The sequence below is a fragment of the Sorangium sp. So ce128 genome (genome assembly GCF_051525245.1).
Classification (GTDB): domain Bacteria; phylum Myxococcota_A; class Polyangia; order Polyangiales; family Polyangiaceae; genus Sorangium; species Sorangium cellulosum_B.
Window position 1 is genome coordinate 6,616,099 of sequence record NZ_CP150313.1, and the last position, 25,296, is coordinate 6,641,394.

Sequence of the window (25,296 nt, forward strand, 5' to 3'; positions counted from 1 at the left end):
TCCGACGAGAGAGCTCGACGGCGTACCCGGCCCGATGCTCAGGCAGCCTCGCTGCCTATCCACGATGATTTATAGCATCGCCCCCACGCATCGCCCGACATCGACGCTCCGGACGTCTCTACGGCTCTCTTTCCGATAATCTCCGGCCGCCTGACGCTCTCGCACTTCCCTCACAAGACGCAGCATGGACCTGCGAGCAGCGCCAGATCCCGCTGCTCCATGGCCGCGCTCACGCGCTCGGCGCAGCGACCCTCGTCATCGGCCGGCCGTGCCGCGCAGCCGGCCCCCCGAATCCGCCTGCCCCCTCGGCGCGGCCGCGCGGACAGCGGCGACCTGCCGCAGACAGGCCTCCTGGCTCACCCGGGCAGCCGACTCGGGCACACGAAGGAGCTCGATCCTCCGCTCGACGGGCATGCAGTAGGTCGTCGCCGTCCACAGCTTCGGGTCATCGACGCCGCGGAGCGGCTCGAGGTCGGTCCACACCCGCGCGACCTTGTCGTCGGACCCGGTGACGATGCGCTTGCCATCGGGGCTGTACGCCACCGCGTTGACGGACGCATCGGACCCGCGCAGCACCAGGGGCTCGCCCGTGCCGTCGGCATTCCATATCCGCGTCGTCTTGTCGTCGGACGCGGTCACGACATACTTGCCATCAGGGCTGAACACCGCAGCATTGACCAGGTGCTCATGACCACGCAGGACCACGGGCTTGCCTGTGCCGTCGGCGTTCCACACCCGCGCCGTCTTGTCCCACGACGCCGTCACGATGCGCTTGCCGTCGGGGCTGAACGCCGCCGATACGACCCAGCGATCGTGCCCTCGCAAGACCACGGGCTCGCCCGTGCCATCGGCGTTCCACACACGCGCCGTGTTGTCATACGAGGCGGTGACGATGCGCTCGCCGTCGGGGCTGAACGCCGCAGAACGCACCCTGTCCGCGTGACCACGGAGCGTCACGGGCTCTCCAGACCCGTCGGCGCTCCACACACGCGCCGTCTTGTCGAAGGACGCCGTGACGATGCGCTCGCCGTCAGGGCTGAACGCCGCCGAACGCACCCTGTCCGCATGACCACGGATCACCAGCGGTTCCCCCGAGCCGTCGGCGTTCCACACACGCGCCGTCTTGTCGTCGGACGCGGTGACGATGCGCTTGCCGTCAGGGCTGAACGCCGCCGAGAACACCTCCCCCTCGTGGCCACGGAGGATCACGGGCGCCCCCGCGACCTCGGCGTTCCACACCCGCGCCGTCCTGTCCCACGACGCCGTGACGATGCGCTTGCCATCCGGGCTGAACGCCGCCGAGGAGACCGAATCCTCGTGACCACGGAGGCTGAGGGGCTCACCCGTGCTCTCGGCGTTCCACACCCGCGCCGTCTTGTCATAAGACGCCGTGACGATGCGCCTGCCGTCGGCGCTGAACACCGCAGAGTAGACCCGATCCTGGTGGCCGCGCAGGATCCGAGACTCCCCCGACCCGTCGGCGTTCCACACCCGCGCCGTCTTGTCCCACGACGCCGTGACGATCCGCTCGCCATCCGGGCTGAACGCCGCGGAGTAGACGACATCCTCGTGGCCGCGCAGGATCCGGGGCTCGCCCGACCCATCGGCGTTCCACACCCGCGCCGTCTTGTCCCACGACGCCGTGACGACGCGCTTGCCATCCGGGCTGAACGCCGCCGAGTAGACGGCATCCTCGTGACCGGGCAGGACAACCGGCTCGCCCGTGCCATCCGCCTTCCACACCCGCGCGGTCCGGTCGAACGACGATGTCACGATGCGCCCGCCGTCGAGGCTGAACGCCGCGAAATAGACCGGCTCCGCATGGCCCCGAAGGACGAGGAGCTCGCCCGTGCCATCCGCCTTCCACACCCGCGCGGTCCTGTCGAACGACGCCGTCACGATGCGCCCGCCATCGGGGCTGAACGCCGCCGAATAGACCCCGTCCTCGTGACCGCGGAGGACGAGCGGCTCGCCCGCGCCCTCCGTGCGCCACACCCGCGCGGTCCTGTCGTCCGACGCCGTCACGATGCGCCCGCCGTCGGGGCTGAACGCCACCGAGTTGATCGGCGCGTCGTGGCCACGAAGGACCAGCGGCTCGCCCGTGCCATCCGCGTTCCACACCCGCACGGCCCTGTCCGCGCAGATCGTCGCGATGTGCTTGCCGTCGGGGCTGAACGCCGCGCGAATGACGAAATCCGGATGGGTGAGCACCACGCGCGCGACCCAGCTGTGCAGCGCCCAGCGCGCGAGGGTGGCCCACCCGCGCGGCACCTCGGGCGGCTCGACCTCCCGCAAGAGCGCCAGCACCGTCGTGGGATCGGATTGCAGCTCGCGCGCCGCGGCCATGCGGGTCGCATTGCGCGCCAGGAGCGCGTCCGCCTGCGCGCGGATCGCCAGGTACGACACCATGACCGCGAACGCGCTGAGCGTCGCGATCACGCCCACGGCAAGCTGCCGTCGCAAGCGCCGCGCGCGCTCGGCGAGCTCCACGACGGCCAGGAGATAGCGCTCCTCGCGCTTGCTCAGCCCCGCTCGCCCGTCGGCGCCCTGCGCGGCGCGCCGGCGCTCGTACCATGCCCTCGCGTCCTGGGCCGCGCGGTCGCGCCAGAGCAGCCCCTCGGCCCAGCCGCTCGCCTCCCACTGCTGCGCCGAGGCGCGCAGCCGGGCCAGGAACTGCGCGTCTTGCTCGCCCTCGGCGAGCCACTGCCGGAGCTTGGGCCACCGCTCGATCAGCGACTCGTGCACCAGCTCCACGGTCGTGCCCTCGCGCTCGCCCCCGGTCTCGATCAGCAGCAGCCGCGCGCCGGCCAGGTGCTGGACCACCTGCTCGATCGCCTCGCCCGCAGGACCCCCGCCGTTCTGCGCCACCCCATGGAGCTCCTCCAGGCTGACCACCGCGCGCGTGCGCTCGGGCGTGACCAGGCGCACGAGCACCGCGCGGGCCAGCCGCTGCTCGCGCGCCGGCAGCGCCGAGAGCACCGCGTCCGCGTGCGCGGACAGGGCGCCGGCCACGCCGCCCAGCCGCTCGTAGCTGTCTCGCGTCAGCAGCCGGTGCTCGCGATCCCGCGCCTCCCACAGCTTCGCGGCCGTGAACTGCAAGAGCGGCAGCGGGCTCCGCGTGCTCTCGAGCGTGTCCAGCATGTCCTCGATCATCTCGGCCGTCTCGAAGCGGTGACCGGCCGCCTCCAGCGGCCTCGTCAGCGCGTCGCGCAGGCCGTCGCGCCCCATCGGCGGCAGCAGCGACAGGCCGCGCGTCACGTCGATCACGAAATCGTGATCATCGGCCATGTGATCGAGGAAATCCGAGCGGACGGCGAGCAGCACACGCAGGGGTGATGACGCGTCGTCGGCCACGCCTTCCAGGCAGGCCACGAACGCTTCCCGCTCCTCGCGGCTGGCGCCGAGCGTGTACAGCTCCTCGAACTGATCGACGAAGAGCAGGACATGGTGCCTCGTCCCCTCGCGGCGGCAGCGCGCGCGCAGCCGAGCGCCCAGGTGCCCCGGCTGCGCGCGCAGCGTGGCGACGATCCCATCGTGGTCCGCGAGCTCGGGCGACCCGGACCCCGTGCTGGCCACCTCGGACTCGGCCACCTGCACGAGCACATCGACGAGCGCCGACAGCGGCCGGCGCCCCGGCCGCACGATGAACGTCTCCCACCGCTCGCTGGAGCGCTTCAACGCAGGGATCACCCCCGCGCGCACGAACGACGACTTGCCCGCCCCCGACGGCCCGACGACCGTGAGGAGCGGCTGGTAGCGCAGCCGCGTCGTCGTGGCGGCGATCTGGCGATCGCGGCCGAAGAAGCGCGGCGCGTCCGACTCCTGGAACGCGGACAGCCCCGCGAACGGGCTCTCGTCGTCGCCCAGCTCGAGCGCCTTTCGACCGGGCAGCAGCGCCTCCAGCTCCGCGAGCAGCTCCTTGGCCGAGCCGATGCGCTCGTGCTTGCGCTTCTTCAAGCACCGATCGACAAGGTCGCCGAGCGCGCCCACGTCCGGGCGCCGCGCGCTCACGCGCGGCATGGGGAGATCGAGCTTCACGATGTCCGCGAGCCGCGCGACCGAGAACGGGTCGAGCGGGTGCGTCCCCACGAGCAGCGTGTACAGCAGGATGCCCACGGCCCAGAGGTCGCTGCGAGGATCCACGTCCCCGCCCAGCAATTGCTCGGGCGACATGTACGCCGGCGTGCCGATGAGCCCGCTCCGGTGGCCATCGCCGTTGCCTCGCGCGAGCGTCGCCTGCGTGCCCGTGAGCGTCGACATCACCCTGGCGTCGAGCTGCTTCGCGATCCCGAAGTCGAGCACCTTGATGCTCCCTGCGTCGTCGATCAGGATGTTCTCCGGCTTCAGATCGCGGTGCACGATCCCGAGCTCGTGCGCGCAGACCAGCGCGCGAACCACAGGGATCATCAGCTCCACCACCTGGCCGGGCGACATCGGGCCGGACGGCCCTATCGCGGCGAGCGGCCCTGGCGCGCTCGGGTGCTCGCGCTGGGTCAGCCATTCGCTCAGCGTGCGGCCCTTGATGTACTCGAGCACCAGGTACGGGTGTCCGCGGATCTCGTCCACCTCGTGGATCACCACGATGTTCTCGTGACGGCAGCGCGCCGTGGCCCGCGCCTCGTCCAGGAAGCGCTCGTTTCCTTGTCCGCTGAACTCGAGCAGCAGCTTGATCGCGACGAGGCGCCCGAGCTTCGTGTCGCGGGCCAGGTACACGATCCCCATGCCGCCCCGGCCCAGCTTGCGGATGATCTCGTAATGCTTGATCGTGCCGCCGACGTCCGGCAGCGCGGAGCCCGGACCGCGCCCCGTCGGCGCCGCTCCCCCCACCGTGGTTGAGCCGTGCGCGTCGTGCGCGTCGTGTACCGACGGCGCGGCGGCCTCGCGCGCTCGCTCCTCGGGCGTCACGCCGGCCGACGCCTCCGTGGGTGCCAGGCCGGCGAGCGCGAGCGTGGTCTCGGCCGGTTCGCCACGCTCGCCGCGCATTCCGCTCGATCCCGGCCGGCCCGGCTGTCTCTGCTCCCGGGCCTCGGCATCGCGGCGCGGGGTCTCCTCGAGCTCGAGCGTCGCCTGCGGCAGGGTCGCGCCGAGCGCATGCTGCTGCAGGTCGTCCTGCGAGGGCATCACCTCCCGCAGGGTGTGTCCCGGCATGAGCTCGAAGACGGTATAGAGCCGCCCCTCGCCGGCATGCCCCCAGTCGACGGGCCGGACGATCGGAGCGTGGTGGAGCCGCGTGCCAGAGCGCATCTCCCGCAGGAACCGCGAGATGGAGCGCCGCGCATGGTGCCCGCCGTCTCCATCGCGAGGCAGATGGAGGATCTGGAGGACGATCGGCCGACCGCCCCCGATGCGCCGGCCCCTGTAAACGACCGTTCGGCCGCTCGCTCGGCAGCAGGACAGGATCTCATAGCGACCCTGGAACACCGTCCCTGGCGCGAGGGTCTCGCGGCTCATCCTGGCCCCTCCGATCGCTGCCACGCCCGCGCGGCGGCTCCGGGTGAAACGTCCCCACCCCCTGTCGACACGCAACGCTCCCGAATGTCGAGCTCGTCGCGCCGCTCTGGCGAGAGAACCCGATGGCGTACCCGGACCGATGCTCAAGCAGCCAACCGTCGCTGCCTGTTGGAAGGTTCTATAGCATACCCCCCCACATCGTCCGGTGTCGGCGCCTCGGATGCGTCAGCCCCTCTCCTTCACACAAGGGCTCCCGTCGTTCTCCTCCTTTTCTTCCGCCATTTCAGGCCGCTCGGCATTGCGGCAATTCCCAGGCACCGAGCCGTGGCACACGCGAGGAGCCGGGCTGTGGCTCAGGCGACGAGCCCAGTCAGCGCTCGGGTGACGAGCCCAGTCATGGCTCAGACTCAGGCGAGGAGACCGGCTGTGGCTCAGGCGAGGAGACGGGCTGTGGCTCAGGCGAGGAGACGGGCTGTGGCTCGGGCGACGGGCCCAGGGAGGGCTCAGGCGACGAGCCCGAATCGTGGTTCATGCGAAGAACCGAGTCGTGGCGCGGGCGACGAGCCCAGTGGACGGGGCGAGTCTCCCTCGCAGCGCGGCCGCCTGCACGCAGCCGTGCTCGTGCCGTGCGGGACGTTCCGCCGGGGACCTCCGAGCGCGACCTTTTGCTGGATGCCGCAAACCATTGCGGAAGAGAGCAAGCGGTTGCGTAGCCGCGTCCGCGGCCTGGCGCCGCGCGGGCTCCCGTCACCCGCCACCGGTGTGGCCTGTGCGCCTGCGCGCGGGACCTGCGCTGGCAGCGTGAGCGCCGAGGGCGCCCGTCCGGCACCGCGGCGGCCGAGGAGCGTCAGCCGAGCGGCGGCTCCGCGCCGGTGACCTCGCCCTCGGCGCCCTCGTCCCCGTCGAGTGACACGTCCTCCTCGATCCCCTCTCCGGCGGCCGCCGTGCGCCTCACGGCCGTGAGGCCGAGCTGGATCTGCGCCTTCACCGGGAAGACCTGCCGCAGCGTCGTCGCCCAGTCGTTGAACCAGCCCCGCAGGCCCTCGAGCCCCTCCCGTTGCTCCCGCCAGGCCCTCGCCAGCTCGGCCGCCGGCACCCGGGGCGGCTGCGCCTGCGCCCCGGCGCCGGCCTCGAGCTTCGCCAGCAGATCGCGCACCTGCTGCACCTTCGCCTCGGTCAGCCCGCGCGCCGCGAGCATCCTGTGGACCTTCTTCGCGTCGCCATCGCTGTTCCTGGCGAGCCCCTCCAGGCGGCGGAGGTACGTCCCGACCGACATGGTCACCGTCGACCCGAGCGGCTGCGGCTCCAGGTGCTTGAAGAACGCGGCCTCGAAGCCGTCGCGCCGCTCGCGCGCCACCACGCGGCGGATGATCGCGCGCGTGCGCGGGAACCACGTGTTCTCGAAGACGTCGACCTCCCGGAGCAGCTGCATCCGCTCGGCGCCCTCGACGCCTCCGCCGCTCGCGGCCTCCACCGCGGCGTCCGCGAAGAGGTGCTCGAGCGGGCGCTGCTCGCCCGAGGCGAGCTTGAATAGCCGCCACCCCTCGCGGTGCTCGTTCGCCGCGTAGCCCTCGCGACGCGCCCGCGCGATGAAGGGCGCGGCCTGGACGTTGACGAGGAACCGGAGAGCGCGACCCAGGAGATCCTGCTCGGCCGCGGTGAGCGTCAGCGGCAGCGACGCCTCGGAGGGCCCGGACGGCGCGGGCCGCGCTCCCGGATTCCGGGAAGCGCTCGCGAACTTCGCTTTCGGCATGTCGTTTCTCCTCGCTGGCGCTCGTGGACAGGGCTGGAGCGCTCAGCGGCGTCGGCCGATTGCAAGCTGCGCGCCAGCGGCCTCGTGGTGGACTGTCGCCGCGCGTTCACTACGTTACGCCCCGCTCGAACAGCCCACCACGAGGCCGCTCTCCACCCGCTCCCAGGCGAGGAACCTGATGCAATCGAAGTTTGGAAGCGATCTGACGACGGGCAGCATCCCGAGGCATATCGTGACGTTCTCGCTTCCGATGCTGATCGGGGGCTTCCTTCAGACGACCTACAGCTTCATCAACCCCATCTGGGTCGGTCAGTACCTGGGCACGGCGGCCCTGGCGGCCGTCACCGTGAGCTTCCCGATCATCTTCACCATCTTCGGCGTCGGGATGGGGATGACCCTGGCAACGAACATCCTGGTCTCGTGCCGGCGGCCGTCCAGCAGTCGGTGGTGGCGCTGGGCATGGTCGTCGTGACGGGGATCGTGAACGGGTTCGGGGAGGTCGCGACCGCCGCGTTCGGCGCGGCCTCGCGCATCGACCAGATCGCCTTCCTGCCGGCGATCAACATGGGGATGGCGATATCGACGCTCGCCGGGCAGAACCTGGGGGCGGGGCACCACGGCCGCGTGCGCGAGATCTTCGCGTGGGGGTGCGTGTTCAGCGGCGGCATGACGCTCCTCATCTCGGCGGTGGCGGTCGCGTTCCCCGAGGCGCTCCTCAGGGTGTTCATCACCGATCCGGCCGTCATCGAGCTCGGCGTGTCGTACCTGCACACGGTCGGCGCGTGCTACGTGTTCTTCGGCCTCACCTTCGTCAGCAACGGCATCATCAACGGCGCCGGCGCGACCATGATCACGACCGCGACGACGCTGCTCAGCCTCTGGGTCGTCCGCGCCCCGCTCGCGTACTGGCTCTCGCGCGAGCTGCGCAACGTGAAGGGCGTCTGGTACGCCATCGCGGCGAGCTTCGTCGTGTCGATGATCGCCGGCACGGCCTACTACGCCTCGGGGCGATGGAAGCGGGCCCTCGTCCAGAAGGCGCCTCCGGGCGACGCGGCGAGGCAGGCCGACCCAGCGCAGGCGTTCGCGAGCGAGGTCGGAGAGGCGTGAGGGCGGCGAAGCGCGTGCGCGGACCGGCCGCCCTGCGCGGAGGCCTGGGGCTCGCAACTTGCTTCGCCGCCCCCCCCAGGGCACGCTGGACCCATGGGCCATCCCGCCGAGAAGCGCCGACGCGCGACGTACGCCGACATCGAGGCGGCGCCGCCGAACAAGGTGGCAGAGCTCCTCGGCGGCGAGCTTCACCTCTTCCCCCGGCCAGCGCCGCGGCACGCGCGCGCCGCGTCGAGCCTGGGCATCGAGATCGGCGGTCCCTTCGATCACGGCAAGAACGGCCCGGGCGGCTGGTGGATCCTGGACGAGCCCGAGATCCACTTCCCCGATCCGGCCTCGCCAGGCGACGTGGATGTCGTCGTGCCGGATCTCGCCGGGTGGCGCCGGGAGCGCATGCCCGAGCTCCCCGACACGCCCTACTTCTCGCTCGCTCCGGACTGGATCTGCGAGGTCCTGAGCCCCTCGACCGAGCAGCACGATCGCAAGGAGAAGATGCCCGTCTACGCGCGCGAGGGCGTGCGGCACGTCTGGCTGATCGCGCCCCTCCAGCGGACCCTGGAGATCTTCACGCTCGCCGCGGATCGCAGCTGGGAACCGATCGCCACCCACCGCGACACCGCGAGCGTCCGCGCCACGCCCTTCCAGGCCATCGAGCTCGATCTCGCCGTTCTCTGGGCGACGTAGCGCCCACCTTCGGTCCACGGAGAGCGGAAGTCGGACGGCACGAGACAGAGATCCCGAGTCAGAGATCCCGAGTCAAAGAGCGCGACTCGGAGGGCTTGAGTCCGAGAGCTCGCCGTCCCCGCCCTCGCCGCCGTCCGGCCCCCGGAGCCGCGCCGAGAGCAGGCCGACGAGCTCCTGCGTCGAGAGCTTGCCGGCGGTGTCCTTGCCGCCGAGCACCTGCGCCACGAGCGAGCGCTTCTCCGCGTGCAGCGACAGCATCTTCTCCTCGATCGTCCCGAGCGCCACCAGGCGATAGATGGTGACCGGCCGCCGCTGGCCCAGGCGGTGCGCCCGGTCCGAGGCCTGATCCTCGACCGCGGGGTTCCACCAGGGGTCGAGGTGGATCACGTTGGTGGCCGCCGTGAGGTTGATGCCGAACCCCCCCGCCTTCAGCGAGATCAGAAAGAGCGGCGCCGACCCCTCCTGGAACTCGCGCACCCGCTCGGCCCGGGCCTTCCGGGGCGTCTCGCCGTCGAGGTAGACGTACGCGACGCCGCGCGCCTCGAGCGCCTCGCGCACCAGCGCGAGGTGCGACGTGAACTGGCTGAACACGAGCGCGCGCTGCCCCTCCGCGCACAGCTCCTCGACGAGCCCGAGGAAGCGCGCGAGCTTGGACGAGTCGAGCGTCGAGCGCGCGTCGTAGAGGCGCGGGTGCGACGCGAGCAGCCTGAGGCGCGTGAGCGCCGCCAGCACCTCGACGCGCCGCTCCTGCTCGCGCCGGACCGCCCGGGGCGTCTCGAGGTCGGACAGCGCCGCGAGGCGCGCGTCCTCGTACAGCTGCCACTCGGCGCCCGAGAGCACGACCGGCACGCGCACCTCGGTGCGCGCCGGCAGCTCGGCCTCCACCTGCGCCTTGGTCCGCCGGAGGAGGAACGGGGCGAGCACGCGCGCGAGCGCGGGCCCAGCGGCAGGGTCGATCTGGCGCTCGATCGGCATGGCGTAGCGGTCGCGGAACGCGTCCCAGCCGCCCAGGAGGCCGGGGAAGACGAGCGCGAAGAGGCTCCAGAGCTCGCCGAGGTGGTTCTCGATCGGCGTGCCCGAGAGCGCGAACGTGAAGTCCGCCTGGAGCGCCCTCGCAGCGCGGAAGCGCTGGGTGGTCGCGTTCTTCAGGCTCTGCGCCTCGTCGAAGACGACGGTGGCGAAGCGCCGCGCCGCGAGGCGCGCGGCGTCGCGCACGAGCAGGCCGTAGCTGAGCACCAGCACGTCGCCGGGGCCGAGCCGCGCGAGCGCGTCGTCGCGATCGGCCTCGTCCGCGTAGAGCGTGAGGCGGAGGGAGGGCGCGAAGCGCCGCGCCTCGTCCTGCCAGTTGAAGGCCACCGAGGTGGGCGCGACGACGAGCGCCGGCCCGCGCTCGCCGCGCTCGATCAGGACGGCGAGCGCCTGCACCGTCTTGCCGAGGCCCATGTCGTCGGCGAGCACGCCCCCCGCGCCCCAGGCCGCGAGCCGCACGAGCCAGCGGTACCCGTCGAGCTGGTAAGGGCGGAGCTCACCCGCGAGCGCCGCCGGCGCGGCGGGGCAGAGCTCGCCAGCGGCCACGACCCGCTCGACGAGCCCCCGGAACGCGCCGTCCGCCTCGATCGCGGCGCCGGCCCGCTCGAGCTCCCACAGCACCGCGGCGGCCGACGGGCCCACCGAGAGGCCGCGCGGCGAGTCGTGGACGTGATCGGCCAGGCGCTCGAGGTGGGCGCGCAGGGCCTCGCCCAGCTCCACGTAGGTGGTGGCCTCGACCTGCACGTAGCGCTCGTGGCGGCGCGCCGAATCGAGCAGCCGGGCCAGCTCCACGCGCTCTCCCGCGACGCTCAGGCCGCCGAGGGCGCCGAACCACTCGCGCCGCTTCTCGAGGACGACCTTGAGCGCGCGGGGGCCCCCGTCGCCCACGACGCGCAGGGGCTCGCCGACCCACTCGAGCTCCGGGGGCGGCTCGCGCCGCGCGCAGGCCGCGAGCAGATCGAGCGCGCCCTGCGCGCTGGCGAAGCGGTAGTGGAACGGGCGATCCTCGAACGGCTCGGCCCCGGCGAGCGGGAGCTCGGCGGCGAGCGCGGCGGCGAAGTCCTGTTCCCGGCGCAGGTCGCGCACCGCGTGCAGGGCCCGGTCGCCGCGCCGCACGTGGACGTCGCGCGCGCCCGCGCCCGGCACGAGGGGCGGGGCGTCCGCGAGCGGCCGCACCCGCAGCTCGACCTCCACGGCGCCGCGGGGCTGGGCCGTGAGCCGCAGCACCGGGCGCAGCTCCGGCGGGACCGACTCGCCCATCACGCTGCGCGGCATGGCCACGGGCACGCGCAGCGCCCACCGCGAGAGCGCGGCGAGCAGCGCGCCGTGGCTCTCGGGCGGGAAGACGTCGCCCTCGCGCGCGAGCACGTCGAGCAGCGCCCGGATCTCGGCCTTGACGTCGAGCAGCGTGAGCCGCCGCGCGCCCTTGTCCCAGTCCCAGAGGAACAGCACCTCCTCGGGCCGGGCCCGGCGCGCGCGATCGAGCAGCGCAGGGGGCAGCGCCGTGCCCTCGACGCCGGCGCTCACCCGCACGGCGCCGTGGCGCTCCTCGGCCACGACGCCCACCGGCGCGCGCTCGATGCGCACGGCGACGTCGGGCGCCTCGTCGAGGAAGAGGCGCGGGTGGCCGATGAGCGCGTCGAGCAGCGCCCGCGAGGCGAAGGCGTTGCCTTCGGGCAGGAGGGACGCGACGCGGGCGTCCTCGGGGGAGAGCTTTCCGCCGTGCTCCAGCAGGAGGCGCTTCTTGCCGAGCCGCGCCCCGGCGCCGCGCTGCGCCTTCTTGCCCAGCCGGTGGATCCAGGGCGCGACCACGACGCCGGCCGCCTCGACGACGTCCAGCCGGAAGGAGAGCTCGACGCCGCCGCGCGCCCCCGGGCCCTCGTCGAGGGCCCTGTCGAGCGCCAGCAAGGCGCGCTCCCAGGCGGGGCGGCCGAGCTCGTCGAGCGCCTGGAAGAAGGCCTCGCTCGGGGGCTGGCGGAGCCAGAGCAGCGCGGCGTCGATGGCCGCGAGCACGTGCACGCAGCCGGCCGCGCCGCAGTCGCACTCGGCGCGGAGGGCCCCGGGCGCGAGGGTCAGCCGCGCCTCCGGCCTGACGAAGCCGGCGCCCGCGCGGTGCGCCTCGAAGGGCCGCGGGTCGTCGAGGCGAAAGCCGGGGAGCGCGGCGTCGAACCGCAGCGCGGCGGCCCGGAGCGCCCGCTCGGGTCGCGGGGCCGCCGCGTCCGGCACGCGCGCGCGCAGCTCGCAGAGCCGCTCGTGCGCCGACAGGGCCCGCGGCTCTTCGGGCGCCCGCAGCAGCGACGGCGCCGCGGCGCGCGCGAGCGCGGCGTCGTCGCGCTCGTCCTCCAGGAAGCGAGCCACGAGCGGCGGCAGGACGTCGCGGAGGCGCGAGGGCGCGAGCCACGCGAGCGCGCTCGCGAGCGACTCGGCGCTCGCGAGGTCGATGAGGCGCCGCCGCGCGCCGAGGAGCTGCAGCTCGGGCCAGAGCGCGGGGTCGACGCGCGGCGCCACCGCCTCGAGGCTCAGCCGAGCCAGGTGCGCGACGCCGTGCTGCGCGAGCCAGGCGAGGAGGGCCGCGCGGGTCTCGAAGGGCGCCGCAGGGGCTACGGGGGGGACGGCCTGGGTGTCGCCGGGCATGACGGGCAGCGTAACGTCGTCGGTGCGAGGGCCCGGTTCAAGGGGTTCCGGCGCGCTGGCCCCCGGGAGCGAGCGCGCTGTAGGGCACGGCGGGCGCGGCCGCGAGCAGCAGCGCCCCGCCCGCGGCCGTGTAGACCGAGTACGAGAGTACCGCCTCGACGCCGCGTCCGGAGAAGGTCATCGCCAGCGCGAACGCGAGCAGCAGCATCCCGCTCGCGAACGCGAGCGCCCGCGTCCACACGCCCGCGAGCAGGCCGACGCCGAGCGCCGTCTCCAGCGCGGTCGCCGACCAGGCCAGCGCCGGGACGATCCAGGCCGGCGCCCACGGGTTGATCGCGCCGGTGTACGCCACGAAGCGGCCCCACTCGCCCCAGGCCACGTTGCCGGTGCCGGGTGGGCCCCACAGGCCGAAGCGGTCGGCGACCGCCGACAGGAACGCGGCGGCGAGGCCCAGCCGGAGCAGCAGCGCGCTCGCCCAGGCGAAGCGGGGCGAGGCCCACGGCGGGGCGAGGCGCAGCTGGCGGGCGGCGAAGGCGGCGGCTGGATCAGCGGGGCGCGGCGCGGAATGCGAGATGGTCATGGCTCCTCTTTCGCCCCGGAAGCTGGATCCGGGGTGGTCCAGCGAGGAGGTCCATTTCTGGCATGATGGCTGGACCATGCGCCCGTGGACCTTCCCCGTCTCGCTCGACCCGGGCTCGGCGGAGCCGCTGTTCCGGCAGATCGCCCGGGGGATCGCCGCGGACATCGGCCGCGGGAGGCTCCGGCCCGGCGCGGTGCTGCCCGGGTCGCGCACGCTGGCGCAGACGCTCGGGGTGCACCGCAACACCGTGCTGGCCGCGTACGACGAGCTCGAGGCCGAGGGCTGGCTCAGCTCCGCCGAGCGCAGCACGCGCGTCTCCGCGGCGCTGCCGCCGCGCCCGCGCGGGGTGGCAGCGCCACGGGGCGAGCTCGGCTACGACATCCCCGCCCGCGCGGCGTGGCGCACCTTCGCGCCGGATCCGGCGCGCCGGGGCGTGCTCCACTTCGGGGCGGGGCTGCCCGACCTTCGCCTGGCGCCCGCCGACGAGCTGGCCCGGGCCTACCGGGCGGCGGCGCGCGCAGGCGGCCGGGCGGCGCTCGGGTACAGCGATCCGCGGGGCGACGTGCACCTCCGGCGCGCGCTCGCGGCGCTGCTGCGGGAGACGCGCGGGCTCGCGTGCGACGAGGACCACCTCCTCGTCACGGCGGGCAGCCAGGGCGCGATCGATCTGGTCGCGCGCCGGCTCCTCGGGCCGGGCGACGCGGTCGCGGTCGAGGACCCCGGCTATCCGCCGGCCTGGGACGCGCTGGCGTCGACCGGCGCCGAGCTCCTGCCCGTCGCCGTCGACGGCGATGGATTGCGCGTCGACGCGCTGGAGGCGCTCGCCGCGCGGCGGGCGGTGCGGCTCCTGTACCTGACGCCGCACCACCAGTTCCCCACCACGGTCACGCTGTCCACGGCGCGGCGGCTCCAGCTGCTCGACGTTGCGCGCGCGCGGCGGATCGCCGTCCTCGAGGACGATTACGACTTCGAGTTCCATTACGACGGCCGCCCGATCCTGCCGCTCGCGGCCACGGACATGGGCGCGGTGATCTACGTCGGCACGCTGTCGAAGATCCTCGCGCCCGGGCTGCGCCTCGGGTGGGTGGCCGGGCCGCGGCCCCTCGTCGAGGCGCTCGCGGCGCAGCGCATGCGCGCCGACCGACACGGCAGCCTGGCGCTCGAGCGGGCCGTGGCCGCGCTGATCGAGGACGGGCTCCTCTCGCGCCACGCGCGCAAGATGCGGCGCGTGTACGAGGCGCGGCGGAATGCGCTCGCCGAGGCGCTCCGGGCCGAGCTGGGCGGCGCCGCGCAGCTCACCGTCCCGGCCGGCGGGATGAGCCTCTGGGTCTCGTTCCCCGAGGGCGCGGACACCGAGGTCGCGGCGCGCGCCGCCCCCCGGCACGGCGTGGGGTTCTACCCCGGCGCGCGCTTCAGCTTCCACGGGGGCGAAGCGCGCGCCGCGCGGCTCGGGTTCGCGTCGCTCGACGAAGGCGAGCTGCGCGAGGCGACACGCCGGCTCTGCGCCGCGCTGCGCGCCCGGCCCGACATCCAGCGCGGCCGTACGACCTTGTAAGCGCGTATCCGCGATTAGCGATCTGCCGGAAGTGCGCTGTCCGGGATTCCCAGGATCGCATGTTCGCGATACGCTCTGGGCATGCCCCGGTCCCTGACCCCAGCGCGTCGCCCGAAAGGGACACCGACGTGGCTGGGACACAGAGGCGGCACGGAGGTGCTCGATCGTGTTCCATCCTTCCTCGTTCGATTCACAACCTGACTCCCAGAGGAGAGACAGCGCGCGCGGCGTAGTAGCGCTCGCTGATCGACCGGCAGACTCCCGCCCAGCCTCTTCGCGGCGCTCCGTACGGCTGCGAGGCCGCCTCATCGACGGGCGTTACCAGGTCGATCAGCTGCTCGGGCGCGGCGCGATGGGCGAGGTCTGGCGCGCGCACGACGGCGTCCGGCGCGCCGATGTCGCGCTGAAGTTCCTCACGGTGGCGCGGGGCGGGCGGAACGTCGACGCGATCGAGCGGTTCCGCCTGGAGGCGCGGGTCGCCGCGCAGCTCGGACAGAAGACCCGCGGCGTCGTCGCCGTGCTCGACGCCGGCGAGGACCTGGCGGCGGGCCCATACATCGTGATGGAGCACGTGCGCGGCAGGTCGCTGCGTCAGCTGCTGGAGGAGCGAGGGACGATCCCTGCCGTCGAGCTGGCGTCGCTGCTCCGCCAGTTGGGAGAGGCGCTGTCGGTGGCGCACGGCCTCGGCGTCGTGCACCGGGACATCAAGCCCTCGAACATCCTTCTCGTCGAGGGGAGCGACGGCCATCTATGCGCCAAGATCACCGACTTCGGGATCGCCAAGTGGGTCGGCCAGGATCGGCCGGCCGATTTCCGCCGCCGCACCGCGGACGGCGTGGTGCTGGGCACGCCGGCCTACCTGAGCCCGGAGCACACGTGTGATGGCCTGGGCGGCCCGCAGCTCGACATGTGGTCGCTCGCCGTCGTCGCGCACGAGGCGCTGACCGGGCGGCAGCCGTTCCCGGGCCGCAACCTGGCCGCGGTGCTCGCGGCCATCCTGGTCAGCGGGCGCCCCCCGCTGGCCACGTTGTCCCCGGGAGCGCCGCCCGCCCTGGAGGCGTGGTTCGCGCGCGCCTTCGCCATCAGCCCGTCGGAGCGGTTCCCCAGCGTCCAGGCGATGATCTCTGCCTTCGAGGCCGCGGCGGGGGTGCCGGTGGCGCCGCCGGCAGCGCCGCGGAGGCGGCGCTGGCGCGTCGCGGCGGCCGGGGCGGCGCTGGCGCTCGGGATCGCGCTGCCCGCGGCGCTGCTCTGGGGGCGGGCGGTGAGCGACGGCGCGCGCCGCGTGGACGAGGTGGCCCGCGACGCGGCGCGCGCTGCCGCCCGCGTCGCCGACGCCGCGCAGGTGATGACGGCGCGCCTGCTGGAACGCCAGGGCACAGCGCCCTGATCGCGGATCTCGCGCCACGTTCGCCTCGTCAGGACGCGGGCGGGGCCGTCCAGGAACTCTGGCGCCCCGTCCAGGAACCGGGCGGGGCCGTCCAGGAACCCAGGCGCGCGGTCTGCTGCATCCGGCCAGCGGGCACGTCTTCAAGGCGCCATCTGCGCTCGTCGTGCCACAGCGCTGCGTTGTCGCTCCATCGTGTCGCTCGAAGCTGCGGCGAGCGACACGCGCGTCAGGGCGAGGCGCCCTCCTGACAGCGGCCCTCGGCACACTCGAGCGGGCCCGGCACGGCGCACTCGTACTGGCAGTACGTCCCCCAGCGTTCTTTGTCCTCGATGAGCGCGCGCGCCTCCTCTTCCACATACGCTTTCTTGGCGCTGTTCACGGGCACGAAACACCCGAGCGGGCAGCCGGGCGACGCATAGACGCACTCCGAGGGATCATTGCACGCGTTCGACTCGGCGACGATCACCTCGAACTCCTCCTGGATCTCCTCATCGCTCTTGGCACAGCTCGCGCAACCGAGGCCGATGATGAAAAGCACCATTCCATTTGCGCGCATCGACATGCTTCACCTCCGGCAGAAGGCCGCGAGTCCCGCGCCTTCAGGGAGCGTTCGCCGCGGCGCCTCGTTCGCGTATACATCACCCCTCCCAGCACGGGCCTCGCCAGCACGAAAGCGGCACGGGATGGCCCGCGCCCCGAACGGCCCCTGTCGCCAGCGCCGCGACAATTACCCCCGCCCGGCCCATCGTCCTGCTCCTCGACGAGGACTCCAGTCACACCGCACACGCCTCGTGAGCACCACCAGCGGACCCGCGCCGTCGTCCGGCGCCTCCCTGGTCGCGGCGAAGGCCTTGTTCAGCCCCTCGATCAGCACGGCCGTCGTGGAACGCAGGGCGGTGCGGATATCCTTCCGGCGCTCCGCGCTGGGCAGGCGGACCTCGCCGAGGATGCGGGTGAGCGCCTCCGAGATGTCACCGGGAAGGTTGGTGATCGTCTTGCTCAGCGCCTCCTTGATCTGGTCCTTCCACAGCGGCATGAGCACCTTCGCGGCCGCCGCCTTCCGCTGCTCATAAACCAGCTTCCACAGCGCGAGGAGGATGTCCTCGAGGTCGATGTCGGTCCGGTTCAGCATCACGTCAGCGTCGAGGAACAGGACCGTCGCGAGCGGCGCGCCGTGAGCGGCCGTCTCCAGTTGGACCTTCATCCGAAGGAGCTCGGTGGTCTTCCCGCTCCCGAGGTGACCGCTGACGAAGTGGAGGGTGGGGATCCCACCGGACCGACGGATGTTGCGGACGATCCGGCCGAGGCGATCGCTGCCGCGGATGGCCGTCAGGTTGGCGAACAGGCTGGAGTCTTCCCGCGGGTCCAGCGGCGAGTAGGGGTCGCAGAGGCGGACGGCATCGTCCAGGTTCTGCGCGGGCGGCGGGGTCAGCACGCGGCTGGAGACCGCGTGGCCGCGGAGGGTGGCGATCGGGGCGTCGCTCATGGGCGGAGGAGCTCCGAGGCGGACGCTACCACAAGCCTGGCCGCGCGGCAGCGTCACCACCGCCCGCGTCCCCCCGCCGGGCCGGCGCGACGGCCACAGCTTCCCCTTATTCGCCGCGGCGAGCACCCGAGCCGCACGAATCGCCCTCCACGCATCGCTGCGTCGACACAAGCATCCACCGCGCTCCTCTCGCTTACCTCGGTAGTCCGCTCCTCGACGGGGGCGATCGATCCTCGAGAAGTCTTCGCCTTCTCAAGCAGCGAACCCTTGCGCAACGGCGCAATCCGTTGCGGTTCACGGCAGGGCGTTGCGCCCCTCCCTTCCGCTTCCTCTCCGTCCTGCGCGGCAGCGCCGAGCCACGGGCTCACCTCGCGCCGGCACACGTGTTGCCATGCCGCCATGCCGCAACGAAACCACGGCGTGCCGCCGCAGCGGCAGGCCGGATCCAATAAGACATCACAGGAGGTTTTCCCCGTGAGTGAATCACCGATGTTTTCGACCATCGTTCTCCCCCCGGATCTCGTCGCCGACGACGTCATCGCTGTCCGAGATCAGGTGAGCGCGCGGATCGCGGCGGTGCTCCGGCCCAAGAGCGGCAAGCGCAAGGAGGGCGACACGCCGCTGCCCAGGGGGGTCGAGCTCCTCGCGGCGCTGCCGCCGCACATCGACAGGCCGTGGAAGCGCTTCGACGCAGCCACGACAGAGCTTCAGGGTTTCCGCAGCATGCGGGCGAGCGCGCAGGCCGACCAGCGCCACTCGGCGGCGAGCGAGGCCGAGCGGAGCGCGGCGAACAGCGACAGCGACGACCGGTGGCGCGCGTTCGAGCAGTGGAACGCGGGAGCCGCCGGGCTCTCCGACGACGGGGAGGCGCCGGCGCCGTCCGAGGCGCGCTGGCTCTATGCGCAGCTCTTCCCGGCGCCCGATGGGCTTCGCTTCATCACGCGCCGGCCGCGGCTGCAGTGGACCGCCATGGTGCAGCGGATGAAGACGCTCGAGGAGGAGCGCGCGCAGGCGGTGATCGAGGGGTTCGGCGGGACCCGGCACCACCGGCAGCTCGTCGCCGCCCACGCGCGCTTCGGCGACGCGTACGGGTTCACGGCCGTGGCCTCCGCCAAGGAGGGCGGGCCGACCGATGGCCGGCCGCAGTGGAGCGCCGCCCGGGATGCGCTGCGGAGCCTGATCCAGAAGATCGAGAGCCACGCCGACCCGGAGATCCCGGGGAGCGAGGCGCTCGCCGCGTTCCTGCTGGCGCCCTACGTCGAGATGGTCGACGACCTCGCGAGATCCCGCCGGAAAGCCCCAGCCAAGAAGCCCGAAGCCGTCTCGGCGCCCCCGTTCGAGGCGGGCGGTACGCCGTGAACCCATACGGGTGAGCTGGCTCGTCCACGCGGGAGATGAATGGCACCCGTCTCCTGGTGGACACGCCTCCAACAAAAGTCGGGTCGCCCTCATCTGCGGGGTAGACACGCCTCCAGCAATAGATGGCTGGCACCCGTCTCTCGGTGGACACGCCTCCAATAAACGACGGGTCGCACCTATCTCCGGGGTGGACTCGCCTCCTGCGGAAGATGGTGGCGACCAGTCTCCCTGTGGACGGGCCCCCCAAAAAAGACGGGTCGCACCCATCTCCGGGGTGGACGCGCCTCCTGCAAAAGGTGGGCGTCATCCGTCTCCCAAGGCCGGCCACGAGATGGGCAACTGCGGGTCTGTATGCGCCACGGTCGCGGGGCGCCCATGAGCGCGGCGGCGCGGCACTCCGCTGCCAGCGGACGCAGCGGCGCCTGACCTACTTAAGGAGCGGCCGGAACACGTCGGGCAACACGCCCCGCTCCGCGGCGCGCCGGAGCGCGTCGCAGCACGCGGCGCACGCCGGCGCGCCGCGGAGCGGTAGCTCGGCGTGAGGCAGTCCGTGCGGAAGATGCCGGCAGCCGCGGCTTCGGTGTCCGGGTGGACGTGGAGCTGGACCGGCACGCAGAGCGTTGACCGGGCGGCAGCCGTTCCCGGGCCGTAACCTGGCCGCGGTGCTCGTGGCCATCCTGGTCAGCGGGCGCCCCCCGCTGGCCACGTCGTGCCCGGGAGCGCCGCCCGCCCTGGAGCCATGGTTCGCGCGCGCCTTCGCCATCAGCCCATCGGAACGGTTCCCGATTTTGCGCCGCTTCCGCCTCGTCAGGACGCGGGCGGGGCCGTCCAGGAACTCTGGCACGCCGTCCAGGAACTCTGACGCGCCATCCAGGAACCGGGCGGGGCCGTCCAGGAACTCTGGCGCGCCGTCCAGGAACTCTGGTGAAGGGCCAGCTCCACGTCGCGATCCGCGAAGGCATCGCAGCACCCGCGCGGATCTCGCTAAGCGCCAACGTCACCGGTGCAGCGGTCACAGCACCCTCGCCAGCGCGGACGACGGTCGCCGGCTACTTCGCCCAGAGGACCGAGAGATCGAGCTCGATCGCCTCGAAGGGCTCGACGCGGACGCGAGCTGCGTCGCGGTGGACGACGGCGGGCCCCCAACCCCGACCCGAGGCGAGCGAGAAGACCTCCAACGTCCGCGCGATCGGGTCGACCAGCCACGCGTGCTGCACGCCCTCGCGCGCGTAGATCGGCATCTTCTCGTCGCGATCCACGTCCTCGGTCGAAGGGCTCAGCACCTCGCAGACCCAATCCGGGGCGAGCGGGAAGAAAGCCGTCGTGGGCAGCTCGGGCATGCGTTCTCGACGCCAGCCAGCGATGTCCGGTACGACCGCGTCCACCTCGCCCGGCAGCGCTGGGTCCGGGAAGTGCAGTTCGGGCTCGTCCAGGATCCACCAGCCGCCAGGCCCCCCCTTCCCTGCATCGAACGGACCGCCTAGCTCAATGCCGAGGCGAGACGATGCGCGTGCATGAGGCGGCGCCGGCCTGGGGAACACATGCAAGGTGCCCGCGATGAGCTCCGCCACCTTGTTCGGCGGGACCGCTTCGAGGTCGGCGTACGTCGCGCGGCGCTGCTTGGCGGCGGGCTGGCCCATGGCGGAAGCTTGCCCGGGGATGCGCGGCGCGGCAAGGCGGCGAGGAGCAGGGGTCCGGCGGCGCGCCGGCCGGGGCGCTCATCGACGCGGGGACACGACGGCGACCGCCAGTGCCAACAGTCCACGAGCGTCCCTATCGCTGGTAAGAGCGAAGTTGGAGCAGGGTGAGCGAGAGGGCCTGCTCGAGTTTGAAGAAGCGTGTCTTGAATAGGCATCGTGGGTCAGGCGCCGCTCGGCGAAGGGGTGCGCGCCGTCGGCGACCTGGCGGAACACCTTGGCGACCTTCCACGAGGCGATGGCGCAGAGATCGTCCACGTGGCTGTCCGCCCGCACCCAGGGCGAGCGCAGGTGCCCCGAGGCGTCGGCGATGGCGCGCAGGCGCAGCAGCGTGCGCTCGGCCTCGGCCGGCTCGTTCGAGGCGAGCAGGGCCTCGTAGCGCAGCGGCAAGAGGCCTGGGATCGCCACGCCGTACGCCAGCAGGATGTCGAGCATCGGCAGCGCCTCCGGGTAGGCAGCGCGCGAGATCAGGCGCGTGACCCAGCGCTCGATCACGCCCATGGCGCCCTCGCGCCAGAGCCCCACGCCCTGGCGACACACGGGCAGCACGTGCTGCACGAGCAGGCGATGAATGCCCAGCACCTTCGTCGGGTTCTCGCGCAGCCAGTAGAGCGCCTCCAGGCGCTCGATGGGGCTGGCGCTGCTCAGGAATTCGAGCGGTATCTTCACGAGCTCCACGGTCGAGAGCGCGCTCTTCCTCGCGAAGGCCTCGTCCTGCGCGGCCGGGATCGCGCCGCGGGCGAACGGGTGCTCGCCGTGGATCGACTCGGCGAAGCAGGCGGAGCATCGACACGCGAGGGCCTCGAGCGCATCCGGCAGGGACGCCTCGAGCGTGCGCAGCGCCGACGCCACGGCGTCCGCCTCGACATGGCTCCCTCCCCGAAGCACCTCGGCGAGATCGGACAGGTCCTCGCGCCGAAGCGCCCCTGAGGCCTCCGGGAAAGCGGAAACATCGGTGATCGGGCCCCAACTGGACTTCTTGTCCTGCGTGGGGTAAGGCTGTGTAAAGGACGCTGGGAGTGTGGCCCGATGCTTGAGATGAAGAGGAACCCCCACACGCGACCGAACTTCTGCTGCTTTCTCGTCGTCGCCGCCACCCTCGCTGCGGGGGCGGGATGCACCGCTCCCGAGCGGCGTTTCTCAAACAGCGGCGCGGGTGGCGGAACGGGCGGCGGTCCGCTCGATGCGCAGGGCGGCGGGGGCGCCGGCGCGTCCGGCGGCGGGGGCCAGGGCGGCGGGGGCGCGTCCGGCGGTGGGGGCACGTCCGGCGGTGGGGGCGGTGGCGGCGGGGGTGATCCTGGATGCCAGATCCCGCCAGACAGCCCCACGCTCGCCGACGCCATCATGGTGGCTGCGGGCGGCAGCCATACGTGCGCGATCCGGCATGACGGCTCTCTCTACTGCTGGGGGGACAACTCGTTCGGCCAGCTGGGTGTTCCGCAGGCGATGGCGGTCTCCTCGAGCACGCCGGTGAGAGTGCATTTTCCCGCGTCGCTCGGCGCGGCGACGATCACGCAAGTCGCGCTGACCGAGCAGGCGACCTTCGCGATCGACAGCCAGCTCCGACTCTGGGCCTGGGGAAACAACGAGACCGGCATCCTCGCGAACGGCTCCAAGGACTCGATGGCCCACGACGCCCCGGCGATCGTCAATGACGGTACGGCCCCGTTGCTCGTGCGCAAGATCGCGCCGGAGTGGTACTCGGCGTGCGCGCTCACCTCGACCAGCAGCATTTACTGCTGGGGGTCCAACCTGTTCTCGAGCCTCGGGCCGGAGGCGACCGGCGAGGAGAGCCTCGTCCCGGTGAAAGCGTTCAACTTCACCGCGACGGCCGGTCCGAGGGCCATCCTCGCGCGGGGCATCGGCTCGATAGGCAGCTGCTTCTCGACCGGGGCGGCGGAAGACGGGCTGCGTTGCTGGGGCGCGATGGGCGGCGGGTATATCCTCACGAACACGCCCGCCGGCTCCGAGGGCGGCGCGAACTACAGCGCGCACACGCCGCTCATCGCGGCGGGAGCGACGCTGCCCTTCTCCGAGATCTCCTACGGCACGAACTTCGGCTGTGCGCGCGACGACGTGGGAGGCCTCTTCTGCTGGGGGACGAACAACAGCTCAGGTCAGCACGGCGCCGAGGCTCCCCCGGCCGGGACGGCGGCCGCGATCCCGGGTGTCTGGGGTCCGATGTCCACCGGCTACGTCTTCGTCTGCGCGATCGACGACCAGAGGCAGCTCCGCTGCCGTGGCAGCAACGAGCAAGGGCAGCTCGGTCGCAGCACGCCGGCGAGGGCCGATAACACGCGAATGGAACCCGTCGTGCTCGGCGACGGCACCGCGCTCGCCAAGGTCGTCGCGGTGAGCGCCGGCTTCTTCCACACGTGCGCGATCGTCGAGGGGGCGTGCGGCCCCACGGGCCCTGGCCAGGTCCTGTGCTGGGGCAGAGGCACCCTGGGTCAGCTCGGCGACGGCGCCGGGGCGAGCTCCGCGATCCCCGTCGAGGTGAAGGCGCCCTGACGGACGAGCCAAGCTCCCGGTCCATCCAGGTGCTACCCAGGCAGCCGATCTGAACCGTTACCAGGCCACCGGTCCGTACCCTACCCAAGGAGCGGCCGGAACACGTCGGGCAAGACACCTCGATCCGCGGCGCGCCGGAGCGCATCCCGGCACGCGGCGCACCCCGCCGCGTGCTCGCGGTAGCTCGGCGTGAGGCCGTCCGTGCGGAAGATGCCGGCAGCCGCAGCCTCCGTGTCCGGGTGCACGTGGAGCTGGACCGGCACGCCGAGCGCATACAGCGGCGCGCCGTCGCTCCGCAGCACGTAAAGCGAGTAAGGCGTGTCATCGCCCGTGCGCCACCGGTCGATGGAGAAGAGATACGGCGCCTCGCCCGCGGCGTCGGCGTGCCGGCGAAGAAAGCACACGTCGCCCGCATACGAGACGAGCTCGTCGAGGTCCGTCGCCACCGAGACGGGGATCGGGTGCTCGAGCCATCGCTCGAGCACGAGCCACACGGCCCCGAGGACCGCCGGGTCGGCCGCAGCGTGCTCGTCCACCACGAACGCGCGGTCCACGGCGCTCGCCTCCGAGGGACCGCGCACGCCGTAGAGCGAGGCCAGCGCCGAGAGCGCGATCTCGGCGTCGAGCGGCGCGCCGCCTCGCTCCTGGTCGCACGCCGCCGCGAAGGCCGCGGCGTCGATCTGGGACGCGAGGCCCGCGCGGCGCAGGCTCTCGAGCGCTTCCTCGGGGCGGAGGGGGGTCGTCATGTGCTCATGTCATCCAGCCATGTCCTCCGTCCAATGCTGCCGCGGGATCGCGGCGCATCTCCGAGGCACCCTCGTTTGATGATGCACGATCCCGCCATGGAAAGATACTCCCGCGCCGGCCCGGGTCCGCTCAGGGCTGCAGCGCTCTCCGGTGGATCTCCAGGACGCGTCCCTCGGGAGCGCCTGAAGCTCGGCGAACGGCGCCGCCGTCCAGCCGAACGGTCTGAGGCTGAGTGTATCGATCGTCCACTTCGCCGCCCCAGGTTCTTCTGCGAGTCGATGCCTCGAGGACCCGCTCAAGGGCAAGTCGAACCTGGCCTTTTTGTTCTGTAGAGGTGGCCGTCCTTCAGGCGTCCGGCGACCCTTGCTGGACTGATGTCCCGAACCTCTCGAAGGCTATCGATGTCCTCGACGAATGGGCGATCTCGAAGCTCGCAGGTGGCGCCGCAGCCAGGTTCGGACGGATGGCGCGCCGCGAATCGACGAATCGTCCACGTCACCATGCCCCTTGGCTGGGCCCGTGGTCAGCCCGCGAGGAGCGATTCAATGGATATCTAGCTCGGTGATGAGGTGATGCTATCCTTCTTGATGCGCTCGATCCGCCCGCTTCTCCTGCGCGTTTTGCTCCTGCTCGGCGGGATTCTCCTCGCCTTGCTTCTGCTCGGCGGCTATCCACGGAGCGCGACCACCGGTGCCAGCGAGGATGTCGCGCCCACGCGCGGGCTCGACGAGATCCGCTATCTGGCGCTTGGCGACTCCTTCACGGCAGGGACCGGGAACCCGCCGTCCGACGCGTTCCCCTCGCGCCTCGCTGACCTCTGGCGCGCGCAGGGCCGCCAGGTGACCCTCAAGAACGTGGCGGTCAACGGCTACACCACCGAAGACGTGCAGGAGCGGGAGATCCCGGAGGTGGCGCCATTTCGCCCCACGTTGGTGACGCTCGCGGTGGGCGCCAACGACTACGTGCGTCGCTGGAGCGCGGACGTCTACCGTTCGCGCGTGCGGGTGCTCCTCCGAGCGATCATCGACGCCGGCGTCGCGCCGGATCGGATCGTGGCGCTCCCGCAGCCCGATTGGTCGCTCTCTCCGGCCGCCGCTTCGTTCGGAGATCCGCGGCAGATCGGCGCGGACATCGTCGCCTTCAACACCATTCTGCGCGACGAGGCAGGAGCCGCCGGCGCGCGCTACGTGGACCTGTACCCGCTCATGCACAAGCAGGCGGAGGCGAAGATGCTCGCCAGCGACGGCCTGCACCCCTCGGCGCGCGCGCACGCCGAGTGGGCGGCGGCGCTCCACGAGCAAGTAGAACCCTGAGGT

At 72.5% G+C, this 25,296-nt stretch carries 17 protein-coding genes; 8 read left to right on the forward strand and 9 right to left on the reverse strand.

All coding sequences use genetic code 11. The features are described from left to right. Nucleotides 1-255: 255 nt before the first annotated feature. Entirely contained in the window at nt 256-5,451 is a 5,196-nt protein-coding gene (locus WME82_RS25020; RefSeq protein WP_438044830.1) for an nSTAND1 domain-containing NTPase, read from the reverse strand. A gap of 847 nt (nt 5,452-6,298) precedes the next feature. Further along, nucleotides 6,299-7,204, reverse strand: coding sequence for a hypothetical protein (locus WME82_RS25025; RefSeq protein WP_438044831.1), 906 nt, complete (start codon nt 7,202-7,204; stop codon nt 6,299-6,301). 178 nt (nt 7,205-7,382) lie between these two features. Between WME82_RS25025 and WME82_RS25030 the strand changes: the two genes are divergently transcribed. From WME82_RS25030 to WME82_RS25040, 3 genes are all read left to right on the forward strand, one after another. Then, nucleotides 7,383-7,676, forward strand: a complete 294-nt coding sequence (locus WME82_RS25030) for an MATE family efflux transporter (RefSeq protein ID WP_438044832.1) — start codon at nt 7,383-7,385, stop codon at nt 7,674-7,676. Beyond that, complete coding sequence (locus tag WME82_RS25035) at nt 7,625-8,311, forward strand: MATE family efflux transporter (RefSeq protein ID WP_437911206.1); 687 nt, start codon at nt 7,625-7,627, stop codon at nt 8,309-8,311. The genes WME82_RS25030 and WME82_RS25035 overlap by 52 nt, the downstream gene beginning before the upstream one ends. 93 nt (nt 8,312-8,404) lie before the next feature. After that, complete coding sequence (locus WME82_RS25040) at nt 8,405-8,995, forward strand: Uma2 family endonuclease (protein ID WP_438044833.1); 591 nt, start codon at nt 8,405-8,407, stop codon at nt 8,993-8,995. A gap of 72 nt (nt 8,996-9,067) precedes the next feature. On the opposite strand, the gene WME82_RS25045 is transcribed toward WME82_RS25040, so the two are convergent. Both WME82_RS25045 and WME82_RS25050 read right to left on the reverse strand, forming a co-directional pair. Then, nucleotides 9,068-12,658: an SNF2-related protein gene (locus WME82_RS25045; RefSeq protein ID WP_438044834.1), complete on the reverse strand. Its 3,591-nt coding sequence runs from the start codon at nt 12,656-12,658 to the stop codon at nt 9,068-9,070. Between the two features lie 37 nt (nt 12,659-12,695). Then, a complete protein-coding gene (locus tag WME82_RS25050; RefSeq protein ID WP_438044835.1) occupies nt 12,696-13,238 on the reverse strand; it encodes a DoxX family protein in 543 nt (180 codons plus the stop codon). Between WME82_RS25050 and WME82_RS25055 the strand changes: the two genes are divergently transcribed. Further along, nucleotides 13,237-14,793 carry a PLP-dependent aminotransferase family protein gene (locus WME82_RS25055; protein WP_438044836.1) on the forward strand — a complete coding sequence of 519 codons (1,557 nt, stop codon included), beginning with the start codon at nt 13,237-13,239 and terminating at the stop codon, nt 14,791-14,793. The two genes, WME82_RS25050 and WME82_RS25055, sit on opposite strands and share 2 nt — an antisense overlap. 352 nt (nt 14,794-15,145) lie before the next feature. After that, nucleotides 15,146-16,180 (forward strand): serine/threonine-protein kinase, encoded by a 1,035-nt coding sequence (locus WME82_RS25060; protein ID WP_438044837.1) that lies wholly within the window; start codon nt 15,146-15,148, stop codon nt 16,178-16,180. Nucleotides 16,181-16,406: 226 nt separating this feature from the next. Here WME82_RS25060 and WME82_RS25065 read toward each other — a convergent pair whose 3' ends face one another. Beyond that, on the reverse strand, nt 16,407-16,721 hold the full coding sequence (locus WME82_RS25065; protein WP_438044838.1) for a hypothetical protein: 315 nt from the start codon (nt 16,719-16,721) through the stop codon (nt 16,407-16,409). Between the two features lie 186 nt (nt 16,722-16,907). Next, nucleotides 16,908-17,666 (reverse strand): hypothetical protein, encoded by a 759-nt coding sequence (locus WME82_RS25070; RefSeq protein WP_438044839.1) that lies wholly within the window; start codon nt 17,664-17,666, stop codon nt 16,908-16,910. Between the two features lie 489 nt (nt 17,667-18,155). On the opposite strand from WME82_RS25070, the gene WME82_RS25075 reads away from it, so the two are divergent. Further along, nucleotides 18,156-19,025, forward strand: coding sequence for a hypothetical protein (locus tag WME82_RS25075; RefSeq protein ID WP_438044840.1), 870 nt, complete (start codon nt 18,156-18,158; stop codon nt 19,023-19,025). A 1,049-nt stretch (nt 19,026-20,074) separates the two neighbouring features. Here WME82_RS25075 and WME82_RS25080 read toward each other — a convergent pair. Together WME82_RS25080 and WME82_RS25085 are read right to left on the reverse strand one after the other, a co-directional pair. Next, nucleotides 20,075-20,665 (reverse strand): Uma2 family endonuclease, encoded by a 591-nt coding sequence (locus WME82_RS25080; protein WP_438044841.1) that lies wholly within the window; start codon nt 20,663-20,665, stop codon nt 20,075-20,077. Nucleotides 20,666-20,743: 78 nt separating this feature from the next. Then, nucleotides 20,744-21,574, reverse strand: coding sequence for a hypothetical protein (locus WME82_RS25085; RefSeq protein ID WP_438044842.1), 831 nt, complete (start codon nt 21,572-21,574; stop codon nt 20,744-20,746). A gap of 186 nt (nt 21,575-21,760) precedes the next feature. On the opposite strand from WME82_RS25085, the gene WME82_RS25090 reads away from it, so the two are divergent. Continuing rightward, nucleotides 21,761-23,233: an RCC1 domain-containing protein gene (locus WME82_RS25090; RefSeq protein ID WP_438044843.1), complete on the forward strand. Its 1,473-nt coding sequence runs from the start codon at nt 21,761-21,763 to the stop codon at nt 23,231-23,233. An 80-nt stretch (nt 23,234-23,313) separates the two neighbouring features. Here WME82_RS25090 and WME82_RS25095 read toward each other — a convergent pair whose 3' ends face one another. After that, on the reverse strand, nt 23,314-23,979 hold the full coding sequence (locus WME82_RS25095) for a hypothetical protein (protein WP_438044844.1): 666 nt from the start codon (nt 23,977-23,979) through the stop codon (nt 23,314-23,316). A 573-nt stretch (nt 23,980-24,552) separates the two neighbouring features. Here WME82_RS25095 and WME82_RS25100 point away from each other — a divergent pair. Continuing rightward, entirely contained in the window at nt 24,553-25,293 is a 741-nt protein-coding gene (locus WME82_RS25100; RefSeq protein ID WP_438044845.1) for an SGNH/GDSL hydrolase family protein, read from the forward strand. The last annotated feature ends 3 nt before the right edge of the window (nt 25,294-25,296 follow it).